We start from the raw sequence: 22,941 nt of genomic DNA, 5'->3' as shown, positions 1-22,941 counted from the left end.
ATGGTGGGGTTTGTCCACGCCGTGACGGTGTGTCAGGCTCGGTCCCTGATAACTGGTTCGGGGGGAGACATGGCTGACAACGATCCACAATTTCTGGGACTGGTTGAGCTTGGCGAACAGATCCGCGCGCGGCGCCTTTCGCCGGTGGAGGTCACCAACGCGGCGCTCGATCGCATCAGCCGCCTGGACGGCGCGTTGAAAAGTTTCTCCACCGTCACGGCGGAGGCGGCGCTGGCCGCCGCGCGGATCGCCGGACAGGAAATTGCGGAAGGCAGGTGGCGCGGCCCGTTGCACGGCGTTCCGGTGGCCGTGAAAGATTTGTGCTGGATGAAAGATACGCCGACCGCCCACGGCATGCCCCTGCTGCGGGAGAACCGGCCGTCAGAAGATGGAACCGTAGTGGCGCGGCTGCGCGCGGCCGGGGCGGTGATCCTCGGCAAGCTGCAACAGACCGAAGGCGCGCTTGGCCTGCACCATCCTGACATCGATCCGCCGGTCAACCCGTGGAACCCCGACCTCTGGACCGGCGTTTCCTCCAGTGGCTCGGGCGTGGCGACGGCGGCTGGCCTCTGTTACGGCGCCATTGGCACCGATACGGGCGGTTCCATCCGTCTCCCTTCCTCGTGCAACGGCGTCACGGGTCTCAAGCCGACCTGGGGCCGGGTCAGCCGTTACGGCGCGTTTGAACTGGCGGCCACCCTTGATCACATCGGGCCGATGGCCCGCAGCGCCGTCGATTGCGGGGCCATGCTCGGCGCCATCGCCGGCGCCGATCCGAAGGATCCGACCGCCGCGCCCGAACCCGTGCCGGATTATCTCGCCGGTCTCCGCGACGATCTGCGCGGCATGACCATTGGCGTCGACCACCGCCTCGTCAGCCAGGGCGTCGATGAAGAAACCGGCGCGACCTTCGATGAGGCGCTGCGAACGCTGGCCCGGCTTGGGGCGGAAATCCGCGAGATCGGCTTTCCAGACCCCACGCCGGTGGTCGACGACTGGACGCCCCTTTGCGGTATTGAAACGGCGGTGGCCCATGAGAACCTGTATCCGACCCACAAGGCGGCTTACGGCCCTGGCCTCGCCGGCTTCATCGAGCTGGGGCTGAAGCTGTCGGCGGTCGATTACCAGAAGATCGTGCTGCGGCGGGAGGCTTTTCGCGGCCAGCTCCGCGCCCTGTTCGGAGATACCGACCTGATCGCCATGCCAACGCTCGCTTTCGCGGCGCCGACGCTGGCGAAAATGGCCAGCATTGTCAGCGATCCTTCGGTTCTCCAGGGGGTGCTGCGTTTCAACTGCCCGTTCGACATGACCGGCAGCCCGACCATCACCCTGCCCGCCGGCGCGGCGGCCAATGGCGGCTGCATCGGCTTCCAGCTGGTGGGCCGGCATTTCGATGAGGCCAGGCTTGTCGCCGCCGGCCATGCTTTCCAGAGCCATACGGACTGGCACAGGCGCCATCCCACGCTCTGACCTGTCAGGAAGCGATCTGCCGGGACAGCGGCCCGCCAGAGAACCGTCAGGTGGAGGCAGGCATGCCCCGCCTGAAGCATGCGCCGCCGTCGCGCATGTCCAGCCAGCAATGACGGCGGCGACAGGGAGGCAGACCATGATCGATGAAGAGGCGCTCAGGGCCGAGCTCAGGGATATTGACCAGGAGCTTCAGGAAACCCGGGACAAAATCCGGGAGAACAATCGCGCCATCCTGGTGCAGTTCAACAACGATCCAGGCGACGTCACCCGGGCCCTGCTCGACAACACGCCCCATTTCGAGCGCTACGCCGAATTGCGCGACCTGCGCGAGCGGCTGCTGGTGTCGCTGGCGAAAATCGCCCCCGGCGCGCCGGAATAGGCGGCCGGGCGGGCGGAAGCGCTGGCGGCCGCCCGCCTTCGCCGTCGCGCGCTCCGATGCCCGCCAGGCGCGGACATAGCTACCGTCCTAGCGGCCGGAACTGACATATCGAACGGCGCGCCGCGCCGCACGCATGGCGCGGCGGGATCAGCTGCCATTCACATGCGTTTTTCGCATGGCTGAATTGGTTTGCCTGCTGATAGTTTGGCTACTAACTGGTGGGCATGACCCGTGACGACGCCCTCCGACGCGCATTAACCTCGCAACTGCTCCAGAGCGGGCGGCAGTGGCGGCGCATCGCCGAGGCGGAGCTGAAGTCGCTGGGCCTGTCGGAAGCGCTGGCCACGCCGCTGATCTGGGTCAGCCGGCTTGGCGGCGGCGTCCGCCAGATCACCCTGGCCGCCCGCATTGGCATCGAAGGCGCCTCGCTGGTCCGTCTGCTCGACCAGCTTGCCGACGCCGGCCTTGTCGAGCGGCGTCCCCACCCGGAAGACCGCCGCGCCAACGCCATCTGGCTGACGGGCGATGGCGAGCAACTGGCCGGCAAGATCGAAGCGGCGCTGAACGGCGCCCGCGCCGCGACGCTGGCGGGCATGCCCGCCAGCGATCTGGAAGCGACCATGCGCGTGCTGAAGGCCATCGAAACCGCCGCGAGCCAGAACGGAGCCGCCCGTGACGGCTGACATGCCCACCCTCCGGGAGTGGCTTTTCTCCGGCAAGGCCTTTCTCGCCGCCATGCTGGCGCTTTACATCGCGCTGGCGTTCGACCTGTCGCGTCCCTACTGGGCCATGGCGGCGGTTTACATCGTCTCCAACCCCCTGTCGGGCGCCACCGCGGCCAAAGGCCTCTACCGGGCGCTCGGCACCCTGATCGGCGCCAGCGCCTCGGTGTTCTTCGTGCCATTGCTCGTCGACTCGCCGGAACTGCTGAGCCTGGTCGTCGCCCTGTGGACCGGCGCGCTGCTTTACATCTCGCTGATGATTCGCACGCCGCGCAGCTACATCTTCATGCTTGCCGGCTACAGCCTGCCGATCATCGCTTTGCCCGCCGTCAGCGCGCCGCAGACCATCTTTGACGTGGCCGTGGCCCGCAGCGAGGAGATCATTCTTGGCATCACCTGCGCCACGATGGTGGGAACCCTCGTCTTTCCCACCAGCATGCGCGGCGTGCTCTCCAGTTCCGTCAGCAGCTGGATCGACGACGCCGCCTCCTGGGCGACGGAGATCCTGCGGGGCGAGGGCGCGTTGCCGATGACGCCCCTGCGCCGGCAGAAGCTGGCCGCCGACATTGGCGGGCTCGACATGCTGATCACCCAGCTCGCCTTCGACGCCACGACCCGCGATCTCGCGCGTCCCGCGCGCGAGTTGCGCGGCCGGCTCATGATGCTGCTGCCCCTGCTCTCCTCCCTCGCGGACCGGCTGCATGCGCTGCGGACGGACGATGTGGCGACGCCGGAGACGATGGCGGAGGCCAGTCCGGCGGCGATGCCGGAAGACCAGGCGCCCGCCCTGCCCCCGGACCTGTCGGCGCTGCTGGCGCGGGCAACGGCCTGGTTCGCTGGCGGTCGCAATGGCGACCCCGACGCCGCGGACGCCATCCTCGCCGACATTCGCGCCCTGCGCCGCGACGTTCCGCAAACCTGGCGCGACCTCGTCCAGGGCAGCGCCCTGGACCGGCTGGGGGAGATTGTCGCTTTGTGGAGCGACTGCCTCGCCCTGATGCAGGATATCGGCGGGCAGGGCCCGTGGCGTCCGCGCTTCCGCCATCGCCAGGTGGTGCGCACGGTGCGCCACTACGACTACGGCATGATGCTGTTTTACGCCGTCACCTGTGTGGCGGCGACGCTGCTCGCCTCCGCCTTCTGGATCGCCACCGGCTGGTCCGCCGGCGGCGGCGCGGTGATGATGACGGCGGTGGCCTGCTGCTTTTTCGGCGCCCTGGACCAACCGGCGGCCCAGGCCCGCTTCATGACCATCTGGACCAGCGTGAGCGTGCTGGTGGCGGCGGTCTACCTGTTCGCGATCCTGCCGGCGATCCATGATTTTGAGATGCTGGCGCTGGTGTTCGCCCCGCCTTTCCTGGTGATCGGCCTGCTGATGTCGCGGCCGCAATACACCATGCTGGGGCTGATGCTGGCCACCAACACCGCGTCATTCGTCGCCATGGAGAACCGCTATGAGGCGGACTTCGCCAGTTTCATCAACCAGAGCGCCGCCGCCGTCGCTGGCCTGCTGTTCGCGTATCTCTGGTACGTCGCCACCCGCCCCTTCGGGGCGGAGATCGCCGCCTGGCGGCTGGTGCGCGCCGGCTGGCGCGATCTCGCCGACGCGGCCGCCGGCTACCGGCGGGATGATCCGCAGCGGCTCGCCGGCCGCATGCTGGACAGGCTCGGCCAGCTGGTGCCGCGTCTTGCGACGCTGGGCGACCGCGAACTGGCGAAAGTTGACGGCTATTCCGAGGTGCGCGTCGGCTTCAACATCATCGAACTGCAAAAGGCCCGCCGCCAGCAATCCCCGGCCAGGGTCGCCGCCTATGACGCCGTGCTCCAGGGCGTTGCGGCGCTCTACCGCGCCCGCGAGGCGAGGGACCGGCTGGTCCCGGCGCCCGACGCCCTGGTTCAGGCCATCGACCATGCCATGATGATGACCCGGGCCGATCGCGACGCCGCCGCGCGCCGCGCGCTGGACGCGCTGGTCGGCCTGCGCCGCATCGTGTGCCCGCAGGCGCCGCCGCCGCTGGCGGTGTTCGCGACGGATGCGGCGGGCGCCGCCGCGACCGGGGATTTGCGCCAGAAAACCGAACTGCCTCAGGAAGTGGGCGCCGTATGACCGGAGAAATCGACATTTACGGCGTCTATGTGCCGACGCTGCTGGTGCTGATGCTGGCGACGCTCGCCGTCAGCCTGCTGGTGCGCCGGGCGCTCGCCTGGGCGGGCTTCTACGCCCTGGTCTGGCATCGGGGCCTGTTCGACATCGCGCTTTACGTTGTCCTGCTTCTGGGTGTTTTCAATCTGTCACGGTGGTGGCTGTCATGAGCTTTTCGTTGCGCGGCCTGGCGCGCGTCCTTGTCACCCTCCTCATGTGCGTCGCGGCGTTTTTCGCCGGGCGCGCCCTGTGGAGCCATTACATGAGCGATCCCTGGACCCGCGACGCCAAGGTGCGCGCTGATATCGTCGGCGTGGCGCCCGATGTCTCCGGCCTGGTGAGCGAGGTGCTGGTGCAGGACAACCAGCCCGTGAAAGCCGGCGAGGTGCTGTTTCGCATCGATCCCGCCCGTTTCGCCATCGCCCTGCGCCAGTCGGAGGCCGCGCTGGCCGGCGGCCGGGCGACGCTGGAGCAGGCGGCGCGCGAGCTGAAGCGTTATGAAAAGCTGGGGGACGTGGTTTCGCAGCAGAAAACCGAGCAGGCGCAGCTGGCGCTGGACAGCGCCGCCGCGGCGGTGCAACAGGCGACCGCCGCCCGCGATCTGGCGAAGCTCAATCTGGAGCGTTCGGAAGTTCGCGCCCCGGTCACCGGCGTCATTACCAATTTCACCGTGCGCCCTGGCGACTATGTCGCCGCCGGCGCGGCGAAGGTCGCCCTGATCGACACCGATTCCCTGCGCGTGGAAGCCTATCTGGAAGAAACCAAGCTCAACCGCGTTCATGTGGGCGATAGCGCCACCATCTGGCTGATGGGCCAGCCGACGCCCCTTCATGGTCATGTGGAAAGCATCGCCGCCGGCATCGAGGATCGCGAACGCACCATCGGCTCCGGACTGCTGGCCAATATCAACCCTACCTTCAGCTGGGTGCGCCTTGCCCAGCGCATCCCCGTGCGCATCAGGCTTGACCCGGCGCCGGACGGCGTGAACCTCGTCGCGGGCATGACCGCCACCGTGTACATCAATCAGGGCAACAACAATCAGGCCGGCGACAGGCCGCAAGAAGCGAAGCAGGAAACGAAACAGGAGACGAAGCAGGACGGCGCGTCGCAGCAAAACCGCGCGCCAGCCAGCCCACGCTGACCCGTCCGGTCGCGAACAGCGACGGCGGGGGCCATGGGCGCCGGCGGGTCGCTGCCTTGAAGGCGCTTCACGCCCCTACGTCAAAGCCCGCCGGAAAGGCCGGCGGGCTTTGCGGGTCCAGGGCGTGCTGGATCACTGCCAGGTCTGGCGATCATACCAGCTGTTGATGTCAGCTTCAGCCTTGTCCTTCGCCAGACCATAGCGCTCCTGAATTTTTCCTTCGAGCTGGTCGCGCTTTCCGTTGATCACGTCCAGATCATCGTCCGTAAGCTTGCCCCACTGTTCCTTGACCTTGCCCTTGATTTGCTTCCAGTTTCCTTCAACGCGGTTCCAGTCCATCGCATTTCCTCCATTGTGAGGGCCTGTGTACTGAATAACGTTGCAAGGGCCGCTTTTGTTCAAACGCCGGCCTGATCCCGCCGGCGCTCCGGCGTCGCCTCAGGTTCCGCGCCGGCGCCCGGCAAGGCGCTCGATGGAGTGGTCGACCACCAGCAGCAGCAGCGCCAGGCCAGCGCCAATGATTGCGAGGTGATAATCGCCGAGCCCGGCGGCGCATCCCAAGGCGGCGGTGACCCAGACGGCCGCCGCCGTGGTGAGGCCCGATGGCCCCCTGGCGTGCATTTCCCGGTCTTCTTTCTGCGCTCCGCCGCGCTCCTCCGCTTTGATTTCAGCCGTCTTGCGGGCAATGGTGATCACCCCCGCGCCCAGGAAGCCGACGCCGGTGAGAATGCCCTGGACCACGCGGCTGGCCTCATCGCCTTCTGTGCCGGCGGAGAAAATGGCCGCCGCCGTCGCCGTGCCAAGGCCGACCAGCCCGAATGTGCGGATACCGGCGTAGCTCTGTTTGACGGTGCGCTCCCACCCCACCACGATGCCGGCCAGCGCGCCGCACAGCAGCCGCAGCACAATGTCGAGATCTGCGGTCAACGCCGCCAGCACGTCGCTCATGCAGGCTCCCAGGTTGTGCGTCCGGTTTCCGTCCGGGAGCCCGTCAGGGCGCATCCCGCCGACATTGCCGGAAAGCGCCGGGCAACGGGCTTTGTTCCCAAGATTCACGCAAACGTCAGCGCGCCGGCAAGGTCGCGGACGACGCCCGAACGTCGCCCACAGCCGCGACAAGCCCCCAAATTGACCTTCCGCCAGGCCTGCGCCTAACGTCCCCCCAAGCCGGCGCATCCATCACAACAGCAGCCAGCGCAAGGTGAGGAAACACGATGAGAATCACGCGCAGGTTTTGTGCGGGCGTCATGAGTCTGTCGGCGGCGTTCGGCGTTGTTGGCGGCGGCGCGGCCGTCGCCGCCAGCGTTCCAGGCGTTTCGGACACGGAAATCCGTTTGGGAACCCTGCAGCCCCTGAGCGGTCCGGCCTCGGCCTACGGCGTTCTCGGCTATGCCTTCGAGGCCTATTTCGCCAAAGTGAACGACGAAGGCGGCGTGAACGGCCGCAAGATCAGGGTGCTGCTGCGCGACGACGCCCTCAGCCCGCCCAAGGCCGTGGAACAGACCCGCAAGCTGGTGGAGCAGGACGACATCTTCGCCCTGTTCGGCCAGAGCGGCGCCCCAACCGGCATGGCCATCCAGAAATACCTGCACGTGAAGGGCATTCCGCAGCTGTTCGTCATGTCCGGCTCGCACGTCTTCCAGGAGCCGAAGAGCGCGCCGCTGAGCATGCCTGGCCTGCCCACCTATTACGGCGAGGCGAGGCTGTATGCGAAGGCGATCCTGCAGGCCAATCCGAACGCGAAAATCGGCGTGTTTTACCAGAACGACGACTTCGGCAAGGACTACCTGCGCGGCGTGCAGATCGGCCTTGGCGACAGGGCCGACAAGATGATCGTGGCGAAGGAAAGCTACGAACTGACCGACCCAACAGTGGATTCAAAAATTCTGGCGCTGAAGGCCTCCGGCGCCGACACGCTGATCATGGGCTCCTATTCCAAGCAGACCAGCCAGGCCTTGCAGAAAATGGGCGTCATGGGCTGGAAGCCCAAGATTTACCTGAGCTATATCGCCGCCTCGGTGAACCCCACCTTCAAGAACGCTGGCCTGGAAAACGCCAAAGGCGTGGTGACGGCGGCGGTGCTGAAGGACCCGACCGACGCGCGCTGGAAGGATGACCCGGAAACCCTGGCGTGGAAGGCCTGGATGGACAAATACTATCCGCGCGGCGACCAGACCAACGGCAGCAACGTCTTCGGCTACGTCATCGGCGACCTGATCCGCCACATCGTCGAGAAAACCGGCAAGGACATCACCCAGGAGCGCCTGATGGCCACCGCCAGACAGGTGCGCGACTACCGCCCGCCGATGATGCTGCCCGACGTCAGCCTGACCATCACACCTGACAATTACAGCATGTACGACAGGATGCAGTTGCAGGAGTTCGACGGGACCGTGTGGCGCGCCATCGGCAAGCCGATTTCCACGCACTGACCCATGGCGCCCCGCGCGGCGCCTGCCCTTCAGGTTGGCGGGCCGTCCTGCGGTCCGTCGCCGGCTCCGGCGTGCGCCCGCGCCGCCAGCACCGCGACCATGCCGTCCGCCAGTTCAGAAACCGGCCCGGCCGGCTCCCCAACGTAAATATTGGCGACCATGCCCGGCTCGCTGCCCAGGGCGTGGCGGCGCAACCGCCGCCCCCGCGTCGCGTTGACGGGCAGCAGCGAGACGCCAAGCCCCGCTTCCACCGCCACCAGCACGTTGTGCAGGCTGCTGCCAGAAAAGGCGACGTACCAGCCAAGCCCTTCCCGTCCGGCGCGCGCGAACATGGCGTCGCGATACAGGCCGCCGGCCGGAAACGTCACCAGAGGCAGCGGATCGGGCCAGTCTCCCGCGCAACCGGCGCCTTCGAACCAGGCCATGGGCTCGGGAAAACTGGCGCGGCAGCCGGGCCTTGCCTCCGCCTCCTTGATCGCCACGATATCGAACTCGCCGTCGCGATAGCGGCGCGCCAGATCACGGCTCAGCCCGGAGGCGACGTCGAGGCGCGCTTCGCGACGCCGGGCGGCGAAGCGTGCGAACAGCGCCATCATCGGCGCCGTGATGAGGTCCTCGGCCATGCCGATGCGGATCGCCATGACGCCTGCGGGGTCCGCCAGAAGCCGCCCGGCCTCCTCCTGCAAGGCCAGGATGCGCCGCGCATGTCCCAGCAGCCGCTCGCCGGCGGGGCTGGGCGTGACCGGCCTCCCGGAGCGATCAACCAGCGACTGGCCCACAGCCTCCTCCAGCCGGGCCAGCTGCTGGCTGATGGTGGACTGGGTGACATTGAGCCGGACGGCCGCCTGGGTGAAACCGCCAGCATCAACAACGGCGACGAACGCCCGCAGCAGGCGTGGATCGAACATGCGCCGCTCCATGGTTTTGTATTCGAATTTATAATAATAATGATAAAATCATTTAATTTCCAAATAGCGCCCGTGCACGGCAATATCCCTTGCGACGCGGCCATCGCCTGCGTCGTGGGAGGGTTCCATGCCGAAACTGCCCCTGACGGTCGCCTGCGCCGCTCTGGCGCTGGTTGCGATCACCGGCGCGACCACCCCCCGCGCCGCCCCGGCAACCACTCCAGGAGCAGCCAGGATGGTCAATAACCTGCACGACGCCGCGGCGAAGAACGATGTCGTCGCTGTCTGCGGGCTGCTCGCCGCCGGCGCGCCCGTTGATGGGCGCAACGCCGCCGGCGCAACGCCCCTGCTGGTCGCGACCCACGCCAACAGCATCGCCGCCGCAGCAGCGCTCATCGCGGCTGGCGCCGATGTGAACGCCAGGGACAACATCCAGGACAGCCCCTACCTCCATGCCGGCGCCCGGGGGCGGCTCGACATCCTGAAGCTGACCCTGGCGCACGGCGCGGACCTGAAGAGCGTCAACCGTTTCGGCGGCACGGCCCTGATTCCGGCGGCGGAGCGCGGCCATGTGGAGACGGTGCGCCAGCTGATAAAGGCCGGCGTCGCTGTCGACCACGTCAACCGGCTGGGCTGGACCGCCTTGCTGGAGGCCATCATCCTCAGCGACGGCGGGCCGGCGCATCAGCAGATCGTCCGCCTGCTGGTCGACGCGGGGGCCAGCGTTAATCTGGCCGACCACGACGGCGTCACGCCTCTCGCCCACGCCCGGCGGCGCGGCTATCACGCCATCGCGCAAATCCTCACGGCGGCCGGCGCCCGATAACCCGGGACAGAACCATGACCGATAATGACAGGGGGCAGGACCGCCATTTCCTGTGCGAAGCGATTGAACTGGCGCGCGCCAACGTCGCCCACGGCGGCCGGCCGTTCGGCGCCGTCATCGTGCGCGACGGCGCCGTCATCGCCAGCGGCGTCAACGAGATCATCCAGAGTCACGATCCCACCGCCCACGCGGAACTGCTCGCCGTGCGGGCGGCGAGCCAGAAACTGGGTTCGCCGGATCTGTCCGGTTGCGTGGTCTACGCCAGCGGCCAGCCCTGCCCCATGTGCATGGCGGCGATGCGCCTCGCCAACGTCAGCCAGATCGTCTACGCCTTTTCCAACGACGATGGGGCGCCGTTCGGCCTGTCGACCGCGGCGCTACAGGCGGAGCTTTTCCTGCCGCACGCCGAACAGTCCATGACCATCCGCCACCAGCCCATGCTGGCGCCGGGCGCGGAACCGGAGCCCTACGCGACCTGGAAAAAACGCCAGCCTCCCGTCGCCAGGTCGGACCCGTGAGCCCCCGCGCCATCGCCAGCGCGCCGCTGACCGACGCAGCCATCCAGGGCCACAATGGCGCCGGCGGCGATGCTGGGGCCGCGCGCCCGTCTCAGGCGAAATCCGGCCGCCGAACGTTGCTGGTCGCCGCCGTGGCGCTCATCGGGCTCAACCTCCGCCCATTCATCACTGGCGTTGGCCCGCTGGCGCCGGCCATTCAGGCTGACGCGGGCCTCAGCCTGCAAGGCATGTCCCTGCTCACCCTGGCGCCGATGCTGCTGATGGGCCTCATCGCCTTCGCGGGGCCCGGTTTGCAGGCAAGCGTCGGCGCCCGCCGCACTGTCATCGCCTCCCTCGTGGTCATTGGCGCCGGCTCGCTGCTGCGCCTGATCCCCGGGCCGGGCTGGCTGCTGGTCGCCACCGCCGCGCTGATCGGGCTTGGCGTCGCCGTCGTCCAGGCGGTGTTTCCCGGCGTCATCAAACAGCAGTTCCCGCATCGGGTCGGCGCCGTCACCGGGCTCTACGCCTCCATGCTGATGTGCGGCGGGGCGCTCGGCGCGCAACTTTCCCCGCTGGCGACGACACTGGCCGGAAGCTGGCGCGTCGGTCTGGCCGTCCTAGCCCTGCCGGCCCTGGCGGCCGTGGCCCTGGCGGCGGTGACCTTGCCGGCCAACGGCGCGGGCCCGTCCGCGCGCGCCAATCCGGCCTGGCGTCTCATCAAACGTCCGCGCATCTGGCTGCTGATGGCGTGCTTTGGCCTGGTCAACGGCGGCTATTCCTCGATCGTGGCGTGGCTGTCGCCATCCTGGCAGGAGCTGGGCTGGGGCAGCGCCGCCAGCGGCAGCCTGCTGGCGCTGATGGCCGCCAGCCAGGCGCTGGCCGCGCTGCTGCTCCCGGTTCTCGCCAGCGGCCAAGGCGACCGCCGCCCCTGGCTCTGGCTGACGCTGGCCTTGCAGGTCGTGGGGTTCACTGGCCTCGCCCTGTGGCCGACCGCCGCGCCGGCCGGATGGACGATCATTGTCGGCGCGGGGCTCGGCGGCTGGTTCGCGCTCGCCATGGTGACTGCGCTCGATCATGCGCCGGACCCGCTCCAGGCCGGGGCCCTGTCTGCGCTGATGCAGGGCGGCGGCTTCCTGCTGGCGGCGCTGCCGCCATGGATCATCGCCAACCTGCACGACCTGACCGGCGGTTACGCCGCCGGCTGGCTGATGCACGCGGCGAGCGCCGTCATCGTCGCGGCGCTCACCGTCCGCCTTGCCCCACGCCACTATGCCCGGGCGCTGGCCCTGGACGGCTGAGCCGGATCGCGCCGGCGCGCGGCGAAACATGCGCCAGAAGGTTTCCCGGTGAAGCCTGAAAACCCTATGCTGCGCGCCGGCGCCATAACGCCGGCAGCAGCCGGGTCGCGTCGCCGCACGGGAGAAACGCCAGAATGAACGAACCCATCCTTGAGCCCGACCTGCCAATCGTCGATCCCCATCATCACCTGTGGGACCGGCGCCAGCGGGTGGCGGACATGCGCCCGCCGCTGCATGCCTTCGAGAAAACCATCCAGCTCACGCCGCTGTACCTGCTCGACCAGTTGCTGGCCGACCTGAACACGGGCCACAACGTCATCGCCACGGTGCATGTCCAGTGCGGCGCCTTCTATCGCGCCGATGGGCCGGAAGAATTGCGCCCCGTGGGCGAAACCGAATTCATCAACGGCGTCGCCGCCATGTCGGCCAGTGGTCTTTACGGGCCGGTCCGCGCCTGCGCCGGCATGGTGGGGTTCGCCGACCTGCGCCTCGGGAACAACGTTGACGCGGTGCTTGAAGCGCATGAAGCCGCCGGTGGCGGCCGCTTTCGCGGCGTCCGCCACATGCTGGCGCACGATGACGATCCAGCCGTGCTCGGCCCCCTCGCCGCCATGCCCGCCGGCCTCGCCGGCGACAGCGCCGTGCGGAACGCCGTGCGCCGCCTTGGCGCCCGCAACCTGTCGTTCGACGCCTGGGCGCTGGAGCCGCAGCTGCCCGAGATCGCCGACCTGGCGCAGGCCTGCCCCGAAACGGCGATCGTGCTCAATCACGTCGGCACGCCCCTGGGCGTCGGCCGCTACGCCGGCAAGCGGGAAGAACGTTTTCCCATCTGGCGCGACAGCATCCGCCGCCTCGCCGCGTTGCCAAATGTTCATGTCAAGCTCGGCGGCCTCGCCATGCCCTTCCTGGGCTTCGCGACCATGGGACCGGATGAGCGGCCATCCTCGCAGCAGCTGGCGGCGCTCTGGCGACCGTGGATCGAAACCTGCATCGAAGCCTTTGGGCCACAGCGCAGCATGTTTGAAAGCAATTTCCCGGTCGACCGCTGGGGCGCCAGTTACGCCACCCTCTGGAACGCCTACAAGCGCATCACCGCTGGCGCATCGTCCACGGAAAAGCAGGCCCTTTACGCCGGCGCCGCCAGCGCTTTCTATCGCCTGAACATTCCTGCCTGAAGTATTTTGGGAAGAGCGGAGCCAGCATTACGTAAAGGGACGCGCGCGAAAGTGCGAAAATGCGTCTGGCCCAGGAAAGCGGACATATCCAGTGAACCGGTTCTCACCGGATATGCTCCCGCATCTCTCCCAGGCTCTTTCCAGCACGTCTTCAGCCGGACATTTCACGCGCGCCAGAGCGACGTCGTCACATGGTTGTGAAACGCTCGCATGCAGCAGCCGGCCAATCCGGACGACAGCCCCCATGCCGCCGCCGCGTCCACGGCAAGGCCGTTGGGCGTGAGGCAGCCGCGTGAAACATGCGTTAAAGAAACTGCGTGCATGTATATTTGGCGGAACAGCGCTTTAGCGTGCCCCGCGCCGCGACCCGCCCGCCGTGCGCAGGTAATCCGCCAGCACCACCGCATGATTGTGAACCGGATCATGCGCCGCGTAGAGCAGCGTCACCGGTCCATGCTTCAGATAATCATCAATGCGCGCCATCGCCGCATGGTTGGCGTCGAGTTCAGCCTGATAGCGGAAGGTGAATTCTTCGAACCGCGCCGGATCGTGGTCAAACCACTTGCGCAGTTCCGGGCTGGGGGCGATCTCCTTCATCCACACGGTGAGATGCGCGTCTTCCTTGCGCACCCCGCGCGGCCACAAACGGTCGATCAGGATGCGGGCGCCGTCCGCCTCATCGGCGGGTTCATAGATGCGTTTGACCCGGATATCCGGCGACATGGCCATCTCCCTCAACAGCGGGACAACCTGGAAAACACCAGCATACCCCGGCTTCCGGCGGTTTCCAGCGCTCCTGTCCACATCCCGCAACTGCAAGCAATTTGCATTTAAATACCAGAGAGTTGCCGCCGGCCAGCCGATCGCCTAAACCCCGGAGCTCCAGCAATCCCTCAGGATGAACATGAACAGAACCCTGCAGATCGCGATCGGCAGCCTGATGCTCGGCCTCGTGGTTCTGGCCCTGAAGCTGCTCGCCTGGCGCATGACCGGCTCCGTGGCGCTGTATTCCGACGCGATGGAAAGCATCGTCAACGTGGCGACGGCGCTGGCGGCCCTCGTCGCCGTGCGCATCGCTTTGCGGCCAGCGGACGCCAACCACCCTTACGGGCACCACAAGGCGGAATATTTCAGCGCCGTGATGGAGGGGGTGATGATTGTCGTCGCCGCCCTGCTCATCCTGCACAAGGCCTGGCAGGGCTTCCTCGCGCCCCAGCCGCTCGACGCTCCCGTGGAAGGTCTGGCGATCAACGCCGCCGCCAGCGTGCTCAACGCCCTCTGGTGCTGGGTGCTGATCCGCCAGGGCCGCAAGCTGCGCTCACCGGCGCTGGAGGCCGATGGCCGCCACCTGTTCACCGACGTGGTTTCATCCCTTGGCGTGATCGTGGGCGTGGCGCTGGCGGTGGTCACCGGCTGGCTGGTGCTCGATCCACTGCTCGCCGCCCTGGTGGCGCTCAACATCCTGTGGTCGGGGTGGAAGGTGACGAAGGAATCCATGAGTGGCCTCATGGATGAAGCCGCGCCCGACCACATGCTGGCCACCATTCGCGGCGTGATCTCCCGCGAGGCGATCGGCGCGCTGGAAGCCCACGACGTGCGCACCCGGGTCGCCGGGCGCGTCACCTTCATCGATTTTCATCTGGTGGTGCCAGGCGACTCAACCGTGGAAGCCGCCCACTGCATCTGCGACCGGATCGAAGCCGCGCTGAAAGACGAAGTGCCCGGAGCGCAGATCACCATCCACATCGAACCCGAGCACAAGGCCAAGCACTGCGGCGTCGTGGTCGTCTGAGAACCCATCCCGCATCAGGGCGCGAAGCTTCCGACGGACACGCGTCCTGACATGCCCGGGCCCAGGTCATCCCCTGCCGGGGGCGCCTGCGCCCACTCTACCAGACCTGCCACGATGCCTGCGGCGCATCGCGCATGGACCTTAACCCGCCGCCAGCCGCATCACCACGCGGTTGGAGCCATCGAGCAGCAGCAGCTTTCTGGGCTCTTCTTCAACGCGGAAACCGCGGACCAGACGAAGCGCCTCGTGGAAACGGCGCTCCTGGTTCATCTGTGGCGACGGACAGGCCATCATGGTCGACGCCATGCGGCCAAACACAATGCGTTTGCCCTTCACCCGCACCGCGCCGCTCATGCCGTTGCAGCCCCCATGCCCGGAAACGTGACCGTCCGGCCTGATGTCCAGCACGGATTGCACGCGCTCCGCCACGCCGCCGCCAAGAATATCCTCCGCGACCCAACGGCCCCAGGGCTCCGCCGGCGCGCGCGGCTTGCCTGTCCCGGGCTTGCCCGTCCCTCCTGCGCGCACGACCTGGATGGTGAAAGGCCCCGCGTCGCCAGATTTCCAGGCGTGAACCGTATCGTTGATGAACATCAGCTTGCCCCGATTGTCGCTGATGCGCGCCTGCAGGGCGTAACGCCGCCCGCGCCGCAGCTTGCGGCTGTCGATGCGCAGGGTGAAAGGTATCGGGCTGCCGGTGAACTTGCCGACCTGGGCCGTGGCCAGAACGCGCGCCGGCGCATCGGCCAGCGACATGTCCACCAGCTGCACCTCCACACGGGCGCCGCGCGGCAACGCCATGCGCTCGCGATAAACCACCTCGCCGCGCAGGGTGAGCGGGGCGGCCGACGCCGCTCCAGTCCACAGCGCCACCCCGGCGGCAAGCGCCCCCAGGGACACCTCCCGACGGCTCAACAGGTTTCCCGCAGATTTTGACAACATGGCCTCCGTAACCGTCCTTCGCCGAGCCGGACCACAAGCAAGGGCTGACCCGTCGCCCGCCCGCCATGACGCCGGATTTCATGACGCCGGATTCTCATGCCGCTGGATTTCCGGGAAGAAAGCCAGATTCGCGAGCCGTCGCATCGCCTGCGCGCCACATATTTTCCGCCGCGAGAACCCGACGATGCCGGCGCATCCGCGTCTCGAAAACCCGGCGCAGCCGGAACCTGACTGACAGGCGACAGCTTCGCGCATCGCGTATTGATCAGGCCGGTTTCCGACGCCCATGCTCCAAAACCACAGGTTGAATGTCGCCGGGGGTCGCGCCGGCGTCAACCAGCCCGCAACGGGCAGCCCCCGCGCCACCGCCGCGCTGGCGCGCCCGGGGGCTGGCCAACCCGCGCCGGCGATGGCATCACAACAGCGCGCGGCATGGGGCGCGCGCATCCGCAATGGAGCGCTGGAACATGGACAGCCAGGAAACGGTTCTGGTCACCGGAGCCGCCGGCTTTATCGGCTTTCACCTGTGCCGGCGCCTGCTGGCGGAAGGCCGGCGCGTGGTCGGACTGGATACGCTCAATGATTACTATGACCCGGCGCTGAAGCGGGCCCGGCTGGAGCAACTGACGTCCGGCAATTTCAGCTTCAGCCAGACCGATATCGCCGACGCGGCGGCGCTTGCCGATGTGTTCCGCCTGGGAAAACCGGCCATCGTCGTCAATCTGGCGGCGCAACCGGGCGTGCGCTACTCGCTGGTCAATCCCGACGCCTACACCAGATCTAACCTCGTGGGCTTCCAGAATCTCCTGGAGTGCTGCCGGCATGGCGGCGTGCGCCATCTGGTTTACGCCTCGTCCAGCTCGGTTTACGGCGCCAACCGCACAATGCCGTTCTCGGTCAGCCAGAACGTCGATCATCCGCTCAGCCTGTACGCGGCCACCAAGAAGGCCAACGAGCTTTCCGCCCACGCCTACAGTCACCTGTTCGGGCTGCCGACCACGGGGCTGCGGTTTTTTACCGTTTACGGGCCGTGGGGCCGCCCGGACATGGCGACCTGGCTGTTCGCCGAGGCCATCGCCGCCGGCCAGCCGCTGCGCCTGTTCAACAATGGCGATCTCAGCCGCGACTTCACCTATGTCGACGACATCGTTGAAGGCGTCGTGCGCCTGCTCGACCGGCCCGCCCGGCCTGATCCGCAGTGGAGCGGCGCGGCGCCCACGCCTGGCAGTTCCTCCGCCCCCTGGCGCGTCTACAATATTGGCGCCAACAGCCCGACGCCGGTGCCGCGTCTGATCGCGCTGCTGGAAGAGGGCCTGGGCCGCAAGGCCCGGATCGTGCTGGAGCCGATGCAGCCAGGCGACGTGCCCGCCACCTGGGCCGACACCGACGCCCTGCAGGCGGCGATCGGCTACGTGCCGGCGACGCCGCTGGAAACGGGCGTCGCCCGTTTCGTGAACTGGTTTCGCCGCTGGCGCGGCGTATGAGCCGCCGCGGCCAGCCGTCCCGCCCGGCTCAACCGCCCTGGTATGGCCGCGAAATCCGTCTCTCTCCACGGCCAGCTGCATGATTTGACGTGCGCCGTGTCCCATCGCCGGTTTCGTGCGCGCGCATCATGTTCTATGTCGTACAGCACAGTTTCGCCGTTCGTCGGCGCATCCGGGGAGCACCATGGCGTCGCGACGCGCGATCAGGACCATCCTGCTGAACCTGACGGCGGATCTCGTCGTCACCGCTGGCGCAACGGCGCTCGCCTTCTTTCTGCGGTTTCAGGACCAGCGTCTTGGCGTCTACCTGCATGATCTGCCGCTGATTCTGGCTGGCGTGCTGCCGCTGGCGGCGATCGTGTTCCTGATCGTGCGCCTGCCCCAGTCGAAGTGGCGCTTCACGTCGCTGCCCGACATTCTGAAAATCGCCAAGGCCTCGCTGATCCTGTCGCTGCTGCTGCTGGCCTTCGACACGGTGATTTCGCACCCGGACCTGCTGGGCCGCAATTACTTCGGCCGCGCCTGGATTCTGCTGTTCTGCCTGCTGGAAATGCTGCTGCTGGCGGCGCCGCGCGTCGCTTACCGCGCCCTGAAGCAGCGACAGCTCACCTCCGCCTCCCCGGCCAGCAAGCGTGACGCCGCGCTGATTCTGGGAACCGGCATCGAGATCGAAGCGATCCTGCGCGGCATCGAGCAGGGCGCCCTGTCGCGGCTGCGCCCGGTCGGCGCCCTCAGTCGCCATGGCGCGGACGCCGGCCAGTCAATCCGCGACATCCGGGTGCTCGGCGGTTTCAACGACCTGGCCAGCGTCATGCAGGGCCTCGCCGCCCGCGACCAGGCCCCCGCCATCGTCGTCATGGCCCCCTCCGCGCTCGCTGACGAGGTCAACCCTGGAACCATCCTCACCACCGCCCGCCGCTTTGGCGTGGAAGTGCTGCGCACCCAGGGGCTGGACGAAGGCGCGCAGAACGTCTCCGCCCGGCTCGCGCCAATCTCCATGGAAGACCTGCTGCTGCGCCCGGCGATCAGCATCGATGAGGCCACCATCACCACGCTGGCGGCGCACCGGCGCATCGCCATCACCGGCGGCGGCGGCTCCATCGGCGGCGAGCTGGCCCGCCGCCTCGCCCGCTTCGGCGCGACGGACATCCTGATTCTGGAAAACTCGGAGCCGGCGCTGCACGCCATTCTCGAGGACCTCGGCCGGGTCCCTGGCTGCAACCCGGTCGGCCGCATCTGCGACGTGCGCGATCGCGACCGGCTGTTCGCCATTCTCGGCGATTACCGGCCGCAGATCGTTTATCACGCCGCCGCGCTCAAACATGTCCACTATCTGGAGAAGGACTGGAGCGAGGGCGTGCGCACCAACGTCTTCGGCGCCATGAACGCCGCCGACGCCGCCATTGCCTGCGGCGCCGAAGCCTTCGTGATGATTTCCACCGACAAGGCGGTGAAGCCGGTGTCGATCCTCGGCGCCACCAAGCGCCTGGCGGAAATGTACGTGCAGGCCAAGGACGCCGAGCTGGCGGCGCGCAACGGCGCGACGGGCGATGCGGAAGCGCCGCGCCTGACGCGCCTCGTCGTGGTGCGCTTCGGCAACGTGCTGGGCTCAAACGGTTCGGTGGTGCCCAAGTTCCGCGAGCAGATCGACAAGGGCGGCCCGGTCACCGTCACCCACCCGGACATGGTGCGCTTCTTCATGACCATACCGGAGGCCTGCGATCTGGTGGTGGTGGCGTCGTTCCACGCCATCGACGACCCGGACAAGGGCACCTCGATCTATGTGCTCAACATGGGCCGGCCGGTGAAGATTCTCGATCTCGCCACCCGCATGATCGAGATGGCCGGCCTGCGCCCCAACGTCGACATCGACATCGTCTTCAGCGGCATGCGCCCGGGCGAGCGGCTTGAGGAAATCGTGCTCGACGACGGCGAGGCCACGCGCGACGTCAACCTGCCCGGCATTATCGCCGCCGACCCGAGCTTCCCGGACATCAACGAGCTGGAGCGTTGCCTCGACGCCCTCGCCGGCGCGGTGACGCGCGGCGAAAAATCCAAGGTCTACGGCGTCATCCACACGGCGCTGCCGACCTTCCCGGCGACGCCAGAACAGGCCCCCCAGGCGGTCACCTGAGGGCGCTTCCCTCCTGGCGTGGGCCGGCCCCGCCCGCCCTCGCGCGCATACCCTTGCGGGCCCGTTATCCGGCCTCCGCTGCCGCCTCCGGGCGTCTTCCGGCCGCCGTGACGCCACGCCGCCGTTACTGCACGCCCCCGCCACCGTGGCTGGATGCGTCGCGACCATCCGCGCAATGACAGGAGCCTCACGCACCAACGGCGGCGACCGCGCCGCAGGCGCACGTCTCGCGTTGACCATCAAAACCGCCGGCAGGCAGAGCGATATCCGCCGCCCGAAAAAGCGTCAGAAGCCGTTGTAATTCCGGGAATTGGCCAGGCGACGCCCATTGGCTCCCACCTCGGCCTGCTTCACATCCTCGCCAATCAGCTCATAGAGCTGCGCGTCGGTGATCAGCGTGCCGGCGAAAACCCCGGCCCCATCCGCCCCCGCGCCGCAAACGCATGGCCCGCCAGAAGCGGTGACGAACACGCGGCACCAGCGGTGCAGGGCCGCGGCGTTGAAACAGACATTGCGCGGCGCGCCAAGCGGATCATTGTACCGGTTGGTCGCGCCCGGAAACGCCCAGGTCGCATTCGCCTGGTATGCGGGAAGCGACTGCGCCGACGCCACCGAAGCAGCCGAAACCGTCATGCCCGCTATCGCACAGAAGATGGCCCAACGCTTCATCCGCCGCCCCCCAACATCGCGCCTTGCTCACGGCCCCGTGAAAGCGTGAGGCTCCGGACCGTGGAGGGAAAACCGGGCCGCTGGCGACAACGTCGCCAGCGCCTCCCGACATGTCCATCCCCAGAAGGAACACCCCGCGATCACACGGCGAACAAATCAGCGGCCTCACCAAAACGTGAAAACCTGGGGACAATAGTAGGGCGGCGATGGGGCGGCAACAGCTATTGCCGGCAACCGGCGCTTTCCAAACGAAAAATAAACGAATGGGCGCCCTGGCCGGCCCCACGCCATGAGTTTGCTGGCCCTTTGGACGCCCGCGCTCCGGAGCGCTGCTCCGGGTTTGCGGTCAGTACTCCCATTCGGCGCCGATATTCACCGACGTGTTGCCGGTGGCCCCCACCAGCCCCTGGACCCGGATATGGCGCGTCACGTTGACATTGACGCCAAGGCCGGTGGTTTCCGGTGAGGTGCCGGGCTTGACGCTGAACCGGATGCGCTTGCCAAGCGCCCGGCTGACCCGCGCCAGAAAGCCCTGATTGCTGTCCCCGTCCATGTCGGAGCCGCCAAGCCCGAGCGTGCGGCGCAGGCTGTCAAACGCGCTGTCGCCGTCGCCGGAGAACTGGGCGGCGATCTGCGCCAGTTGCAGCGCCTCAAGGCCGGAGAGCTCGCCGGCCGACTGGCCAAACAGGATGCGCGAGATCACCTCTTCCCGCGACATCGCCGGGCTGGAGCTGAAATCAAACGCCGGATCGCTGGCCGGGCCGGAGATCTGGATTCGCGCCGTCACGCCGCCGGCGATGGTTTCGGCGATGAAATCCAGCTCCGGGCTGAGGGTGCCGCTGAAGGTGACCTGGCCGCGCGTGAAATCCAGCGTCTGCGAGCCGAGATCGAAGCTGCCGCTGCGCATGGTGAAGCCGCCTGTTGGCGCCGGCGCCGACAGGGTTCCGGCGATGCGCAACTGGCCGCCCAGCACCGCGTTGATGCCGCGCCCACTCACCTGGATCGTGTTCTGTGACGTCACAATCAGATCGAGAACCGCGTCAAACGGGGTGGAGCGGGCCCCCTGGACGCGGGCGCGCTGTTCGAGCGCGAGGCGCGCCTTCGCCTGTGGCGTCGGCGCGATCTGCCGGACGTTGGCCAGCGGACGCAGCGAGCCCGGCAACTGGTTGGGGACGCTGATATTGAGCGAACGGATGCTGATGGTTCCGCTGATGCGCGGCCGGGAGGCCAGCGGCCCCGCCGCGGCAAGATTCAGGTCTGCAGCCGCGCGCGCCATGCCATCGTTCATCAGCAGGGCGTTGGAGCCGGTGATGCGGAACGAACCCGGGAAACCAGCCGCCGGATCGACGCGCACATTGCCCGTGACGGCAAGGGAGCCGCCGTTGGGCGTGGAGGCGGCGATGCGCTGCACCACTATTTCCTGGCCGCGCGCGATGATCTGGCCATTGATATTGGTCAGGCGCACGCCGGTGACAGCGTCGGAAAACGCCCCGCCAGACAGCGCGCCGCCGCCGGTGATCTGCGGGTGCGTCACCGAACCGCCCACGCGCACGTCCAGATTGGCGGCACCCGTGAGACGCCGGCCCGCCGGCGCGAGCTGGACATTGGCCACGCCCAGATCAATCCGTCCCCGGGCGCCGATGTCGAGGCGCCCGCCAGGATCGAGCGGCGCGCTGCCGGTAATACGCAGATCGGCGATCCGGCCGGCGGTCACCGTTGCATTCAGCGAGGTGCGCCCTGCGCCGTCCAGCGCGCCGCTGGCCGCGACCGTTGCCGGCGGGAGGCCGGCGGCGCGCACGGCGGCGGCGGAAACCCCGCTCAGGTTGAGCCGCCATTGGCCCGACGGAACCAGCGACGAACCGCGCACGGTCGCCTCGCCGTTCAGCACGCCGGTCAGGCCAAGGCCGGGCGCGAAAATCTCGGCGACGGACAGCGGCACGGCGCTGGCGCCAACGTTGAGGTCCAGCGTTTTGCCCAGCCTGCCCTGGGCGGTCAGCCGCCCGCTGCCCAGCGCCACCGCCAGCTGCCGGATATCGACGCCGCCGTCGACAATGACCAGGCTGGCCGGCCCGGCGAGGCCAATGCGGTGGGAGCCGCGACGCGCCGTGAAGCTGGAGACGTCGACCCGCGTCTGGTCCCCGGGCGTCAACCGCGCCTTCGCGTCCAGATCGAACCCGGCCGCTGCCGCCGCCAGCGTGATGTCGGTGGCGGCGCCAGCGCCCCGCGCCTCCAGCCGGGCGCGGGTCAGGGGCTGGCCGCCGACAACGGCGTTGTCGATATTGACGAAGCCATCCGCCGAAGGGCGACGCAGAACGTCACTGGCCCGCAAGTCGGCGTTGAGGCGATCCGCCCTGATCTCGCCAAAGCGCATGCGCGTCCCATCCGCCCGCACGGCGACATTCTGGCCGCCATCAACGCTTTCAAGCGTCAGGTCAGCGTTCAGCTGCCCGGCGAGCTGGCGCAGGGCCAGGGCCGAAATATCATCCAGACTGCCGGCCCGCACCGTAAGCTGCCCCTTCGCCAGATTGGCCGCGTCGATGGCGAGCGCGCCCCGGGCGGTGACGGAGCCCATGGCGAAGTCCAGCCCCCGGATGTCCCAGCCGCCGGCGGCAAGGCGCGCCGCCTCGACGACGCCTTTCACCGGTTTGCGATCAAGCTCGCCCGTGAGGCTGGCGTTGGCGACCAGATTGCCGGTGAGGTCCGTGGCCTTCACCGCCAGTTGCAGCAGCGGCGCCGGCCGGCCCAGCATGGAGCCGTCGCGGATGCTGAGCGTCGCGGCGGCGTCCGGCCGGGTCAGCGGCCCGGTCAGGCTGGCCTGAAGCTCCCCCCTGCCGGTCATGCGCCGGTCGGCGTAGCGCAGGTCGGCGATGCTCGCCAGCGCCTCGATGGCGGACTGGTCCTCCCGCGCCTGCCCATTGACGCGCATGGT

21 protein-coding genes are annotated in these 22,941 nt (G+C 68.0%); 14 read left to right on the top strand and 7 right to left on the bottom strand.

All coding sequences use genetic code 11. The features are described from left to right. Positions 1 to 69: 69 nt before the first annotated feature. The 6 genes from EV666_RS02500 to EV666_RS02475 all read left to right on the top strand — a co-directional run bounded on the left by EV666_RS02500 (position 70) and on the right by EV666_RS02475 (position 5,855). The gene (locus tag EV666_RS02500; protein WP_132002429.1) at positions 70 to 1,470 is read left to right on the top strand and encodes an amidase; all 1,401 of its coding nucleotides are present in this window, start codon (positions 70 to 72) and stop codon (positions 1,468 to 1,470) included. A gap of 136 nt (positions 1,471 to 1,606) precedes the next feature. After that, complete coding sequence (locus EV666_RS02495; protein ID WP_132002426.1) at positions 1,607 to 1,849, top strand: hypothetical protein; 243 nt, start codon at positions 1,607 to 1,609, stop codon at positions 1,847 to 1,849. Positions 1,850 to 2,073: 224 nt separating this feature from the next. Then, entirely contained in the window at positions 2,074 to 2,532 is a 459-nt protein-coding gene (locus EV666_RS02490; protein WP_132002423.1) for a MarR family winged helix-turn-helix transcriptional regulator, read from the top strand. Next, positions 2,522 to 4,678 (top strand): FUSC family protein, encoded by a 2,157-nt coding sequence (locus EV666_RS02485; protein WP_342635641.1) that lies wholly within the window; start codon positions 2,522 to 2,524, stop codon positions 4,676 to 4,678. The genes EV666_RS02490 and EV666_RS02485 overlap by 11 nt, the downstream gene beginning before the upstream one ends. Next, positions 4,675 to 4,884, top strand: coding sequence for a DUF1656 domain-containing protein (locus EV666_RS02480; protein ID WP_132002420.1), 210 nt, complete (start codon positions 4,675 to 4,677; stop codon positions 4,882 to 4,884). The genes EV666_RS02485 and EV666_RS02480 overlap by 4 nt, the downstream gene beginning before the upstream one ends. After that, on the top strand, positions 4,881 to 5,855 hold the full coding sequence (locus tag EV666_RS02475; protein ID WP_132002417.1) for an efflux RND transporter periplasmic adaptor subunit: 975 nt from the start codon (positions 4,881 to 4,883) through the stop codon (positions 5,853 to 5,855). Before EV666_RS02480 ends, EV666_RS02475 begins: the two co-directional genes overlap by 4 nt. 132 nt (positions 5,856 to 5,987) lie before the next feature. On the opposite strand, the gene EV666_RS02470 is transcribed toward EV666_RS02475, so the two are convergent. Both EV666_RS02470 and EV666_RS02465 read right to left on the bottom strand, forming a co-directional pair. After that, positions 5,988 to 6,194, bottom strand: coding sequence for a CsbD family protein (locus EV666_RS02470; RefSeq protein ID WP_132002414.1), 207 nt, complete (start codon positions 6,192 to 6,194; stop codon positions 5,988 to 5,990). A 99-nt stretch (positions 6,195 to 6,293) separates the two neighbouring features. Next, positions 6,294 to 6,803, bottom strand: coding sequence for an MgtC/SapB family protein (locus EV666_RS02465; RefSeq protein WP_165909871.1), 510 nt, complete (start codon positions 6,801 to 6,803; stop codon positions 6,294 to 6,296). A 299-nt stretch (positions 6,804 to 7,102) separates the two neighbouring features. Between EV666_RS02465 and EV666_RS02460 the strand changes: the two genes are divergently transcribed. Continuing rightward, positions 7,103 to 8,287, top strand: a complete 1,185-nt coding sequence (locus tag EV666_RS02460) for an ABC transporter substrate-binding protein (RefSeq protein WP_165909870.1) — start codon at positions 7,103 to 7,105, stop codon at positions 8,285 to 8,287. A gap of 29 nt (positions 8,288 to 8,316) precedes the next feature. Here the strand turns inward: EV666_RS02460 and EV666_RS02455 are convergent, their stop codons facing one another. Next, positions 8,317 to 9,195 carry a LysR family transcriptional regulator gene (locus tag EV666_RS02455; RefSeq protein ID WP_132002405.1) on the bottom strand — a complete coding sequence of 293 codons (879 nt, stop codon included), beginning with the start codon at positions 9,193 to 9,195 and terminating at the stop codon, positions 8,317 to 8,319. Positions 9,196 to 9,430: 235 nt separating this feature from the next. Between EV666_RS02455 and EV666_RS02450 the strand changes: the two genes are divergently transcribed. From EV666_RS02450 to EV666_RS02435, 4 genes are all read left to right on the top strand, one after another. After that, positions 9,431 to 10,021 carry an ankyrin repeat domain-containing protein gene (locus tag EV666_RS02450; protein WP_245514185.1) on the top strand — a complete coding sequence of 197 codons (591 nt, stop codon included), beginning with the start codon at positions 9,431 to 9,433 and terminating at the stop codon, positions 10,019 to 10,021. A gap of 14 nt (positions 10,022 to 10,035) precedes the next feature. Continuing rightward, positions 10,036 to 10,539: a nucleoside deaminase gene (locus EV666_RS02445; protein ID WP_132002399.1), complete on the top strand. Its 504-nt coding sequence runs from the start codon at positions 10,036 to 10,038 to the stop codon at positions 10,537 to 10,539. Then, positions 10,536 to 11,816 carry a cyanate transporter gene (locus EV666_RS02440; RefSeq protein ID WP_245514161.1) on the top strand — a complete coding sequence of 427 codons (1,281 nt, stop codon included), beginning with the start codon at positions 10,536 to 10,538 and terminating at the stop codon, positions 11,814 to 11,816. Before EV666_RS02445 ends, EV666_RS02440 begins: the two co-directional genes overlap by 4 nt. 134 nt (positions 11,817 to 11,950) lie before the next feature. Then, entirely contained in the window at positions 11,951 to 12,991 is a 1,041-nt protein-coding gene (locus EV666_RS02435; RefSeq protein ID WP_132002396.1) for an amidohydrolase family protein, read from the top strand. A gap of 345 nt (positions 12,992 to 13,336) precedes the next feature. Here the strand turns inward: EV666_RS02435 and EV666_RS02430 are convergent, their stop codons facing one another. Continuing rightward, a complete protein-coding gene (locus tag EV666_RS02430) occupies positions 13,337 to 13,714 on the bottom strand; it encodes a DUF488 domain-containing protein (RefSeq protein WP_132002393.1) in 378 nt (125 codons plus the stop codon). A gap of 181 nt (positions 13,715 to 13,895) precedes the next feature. On the opposite strand from EV666_RS02430, the gene EV666_RS02425 reads away from it, so the two are divergent. Beyond that, positions 13,896 to 14,783, top strand: coding sequence for a cation diffusion facilitator family transporter (locus EV666_RS02425; RefSeq protein WP_165909869.1), 888 nt, complete (start codon positions 13,896 to 13,898; stop codon positions 14,781 to 14,783). A 141-nt stretch (positions 14,784 to 14,924) separates the two neighbouring features. Here the strand turns inward: EV666_RS02425 and EV666_RS02420 are convergent, their stop codons facing one another. Beyond that, the gene (locus tag EV666_RS02420; RefSeq protein WP_165909868.1) at positions 14,925 to 15,698 is read right to left on the bottom strand and encodes an META domain-containing protein; all 774 of its coding nucleotides are present in this window, start codon (positions 15,696 to 15,698) and stop codon (positions 14,925 to 14,927) included. Positions 15,699 to 16,192: 494 nt separating this feature from the next. Here EV666_RS02420 and EV666_RS02415 point away from each other — a divergent pair, with 494 nt between their 5' ends. Together EV666_RS02415 and EV666_RS02410 are read left to right on the top strand one after the other, a co-directional pair. After that, complete coding sequence (locus EV666_RS02415; RefSeq protein ID WP_132002384.1) at positions 16,193 to 17,209, top strand: NAD-dependent epimerase; 1,017 nt, start codon at positions 16,193 to 16,195, stop codon at positions 17,207 to 17,209. A 184-nt stretch (positions 17,210 to 17,393) separates the two neighbouring features. Then, on the top strand, positions 17,394 to 19,343 hold the full coding sequence (locus tag EV666_RS02410) for an SDR family NAD(P)-dependent oxidoreductase (protein WP_132002381.1): 1,950 nt from the start codon (positions 17,394 to 17,396) through the stop codon (positions 19,341 to 19,343). Between the two features lie 285 nt (positions 19,344 to 19,628). Here the strand turns inward: EV666_RS02410 and EV666_RS02405 are convergent, their stop codons facing one another. Continuing rightward, positions 19,629 to 19,976: a hypothetical protein gene (locus EV666_RS02405; protein ID WP_132002378.1), complete on the bottom strand. Its 348-nt coding sequence runs from the start codon at positions 19,974 to 19,976 to the stop codon at positions 19,629 to 19,631. Between the two features lie 382 nt (positions 19,977 to 20,358). Then, a complete protein-coding gene (locus tag EV666_RS18855) occupies positions 20,359 to 22,383 on the bottom strand; it encodes a translocation/assembly module TamB domain-containing protein (RefSeq protein ID WP_425359561.1) in 2,025 nt (674 codons plus the stop codon). Between the last annotated feature and the right edge of the window lie 558 nt (positions 22,384 to 22,941).

Source organism: Camelimonas lactis (assembly GCF_004342915.1).
GTDB classification, from domain to species: Bacteria; Pseudomonadota; Alphaproteobacteria; order Rhizobiales; family Beijerinckiaceae; genus Camelimonas; species Camelimonas lactis.
This window is presented reverse-complemented; position numbering and strand designations above follow the sequence as displayed.

Bases quoted from the DNA above. Each gene is read 5' to 3' on its own strand.
- EV666_RS02470 (WP_132002414.1), bottom strand. From the start codon at position 6,194: ATGGACTGGAACCGCGTTGAAGGAAACTGGAAGCAAATCAAGGGCAAG.
- EV666_RS02495 (WP_132002426.1), top strand. From the start codon at position 1,607: ATGATCGATGAAGAGGCGCTCAGGGCCGAGCTCAGGGATATTGACCAG.
- EV666_RS02425 (WP_165909869.1), top strand. From the start codon at position 13,896: ATGAACAGAACCCTGCAGATCGCGATCGGCAGCCTGATGCTCGGCCTC.
- EV666_RS02460 (WP_165909870.1), top strand. From the start codon at position 7,103: ATGAGTCTGTCGGCGGCGTTCGGCGTTGTTGGCGGCGGCGCGGCCGTC.
- EV666_RS02410 (WP_132002381.1), top strand. From the start codon at position 17,394: ATGGCGTCGCGACGCGCGATCAGGACCATCCTGCTGAACCTGACGGCG.
- EV666_RS02415 (WP_132002384.1), top strand. From the start codon at position 16,193: ATGGACAGCCAGGAAACGGTTCTGGTCACCGGAGCCGCCGGCTTTATC.
- EV666_RS02445 (WP_132002399.1), top strand. From the start codon at position 10,036: ATGACCGATAATGACAGGGGGCAGGACCGCCATTTCCTGTGCGAAGCG.
- EV666_RS02490 (WP_132002423.1), top strand. From the start codon at position 2,074: ATGACCCGTGACGACGCCCTCCGACGCGCATTAACCTCGCAACTGCTC.
- EV666_RS02480 (WP_132002420.1), top strand. From the start codon at position 4,675: ATGACCGGAGAAATCGACATTTACGGCGTCTATGTGCCGACGCTGCTG.
- EV666_RS02405 (WP_132002378.1), bottom strand. From the start codon at position 19,976: ATGACGGTTTCGGCTGCTTCGGTGGCGTCGGCGCAGTCGCTTCCCGCA.
- EV666_RS02500 (WP_132002429.1), top strand. From the start codon at position 70: ATGGCTGACAACGATCCACAATTTCTGGGACTGGTTGAGCTTGGCGAA.
- EV666_RS18855 (WP_425359561.1), bottom strand. From the start codon at position 22,383: ATGCGCTTTGGCGAGATCAGGGCGGATCGCCTCAACGCCGACTTGCGG.
- EV666_RS02465 (WP_165909871.1), bottom strand. From the start codon at position 6,803: ATGAGCGACGTGCTGGCGGCGTTGACCGCAGATCTCGACATTGTGCTG.
- EV666_RS02455 (WP_132002405.1), bottom strand. From the start codon at position 9,195: ATGTTCGATCCACGCCTGCTGCGGGCGTTCGTCGCCGTTGTTGATGCT.
- EV666_RS02430 (WP_132002393.1), bottom strand. From the start codon at position 13,714: ATGTCGCCGGATATCCGGGTCAAACGCATCTATGAACCCGCCGATGAG.
- EV666_RS02475 (WP_132002417.1), top strand. From the start codon at position 4,881: ATGAGCTTTTCGTTGCGCGGCCTGGCGCGCGTCCTTGTCACCCTCCTC.
- EV666_RS02435 (WP_132002396.1), top strand. From the start codon at position 11,951: ATGAACGAACCCATCCTTGAGCCCGACCTGCCAATCGTCGATCCCCAT.
- EV666_RS02450 (WP_245514185.1), top strand. From the start codon at position 9,431: ATGGTCAATAACCTGCACGACGCCGCGGCGAAGAACGATGTCGTCGCT.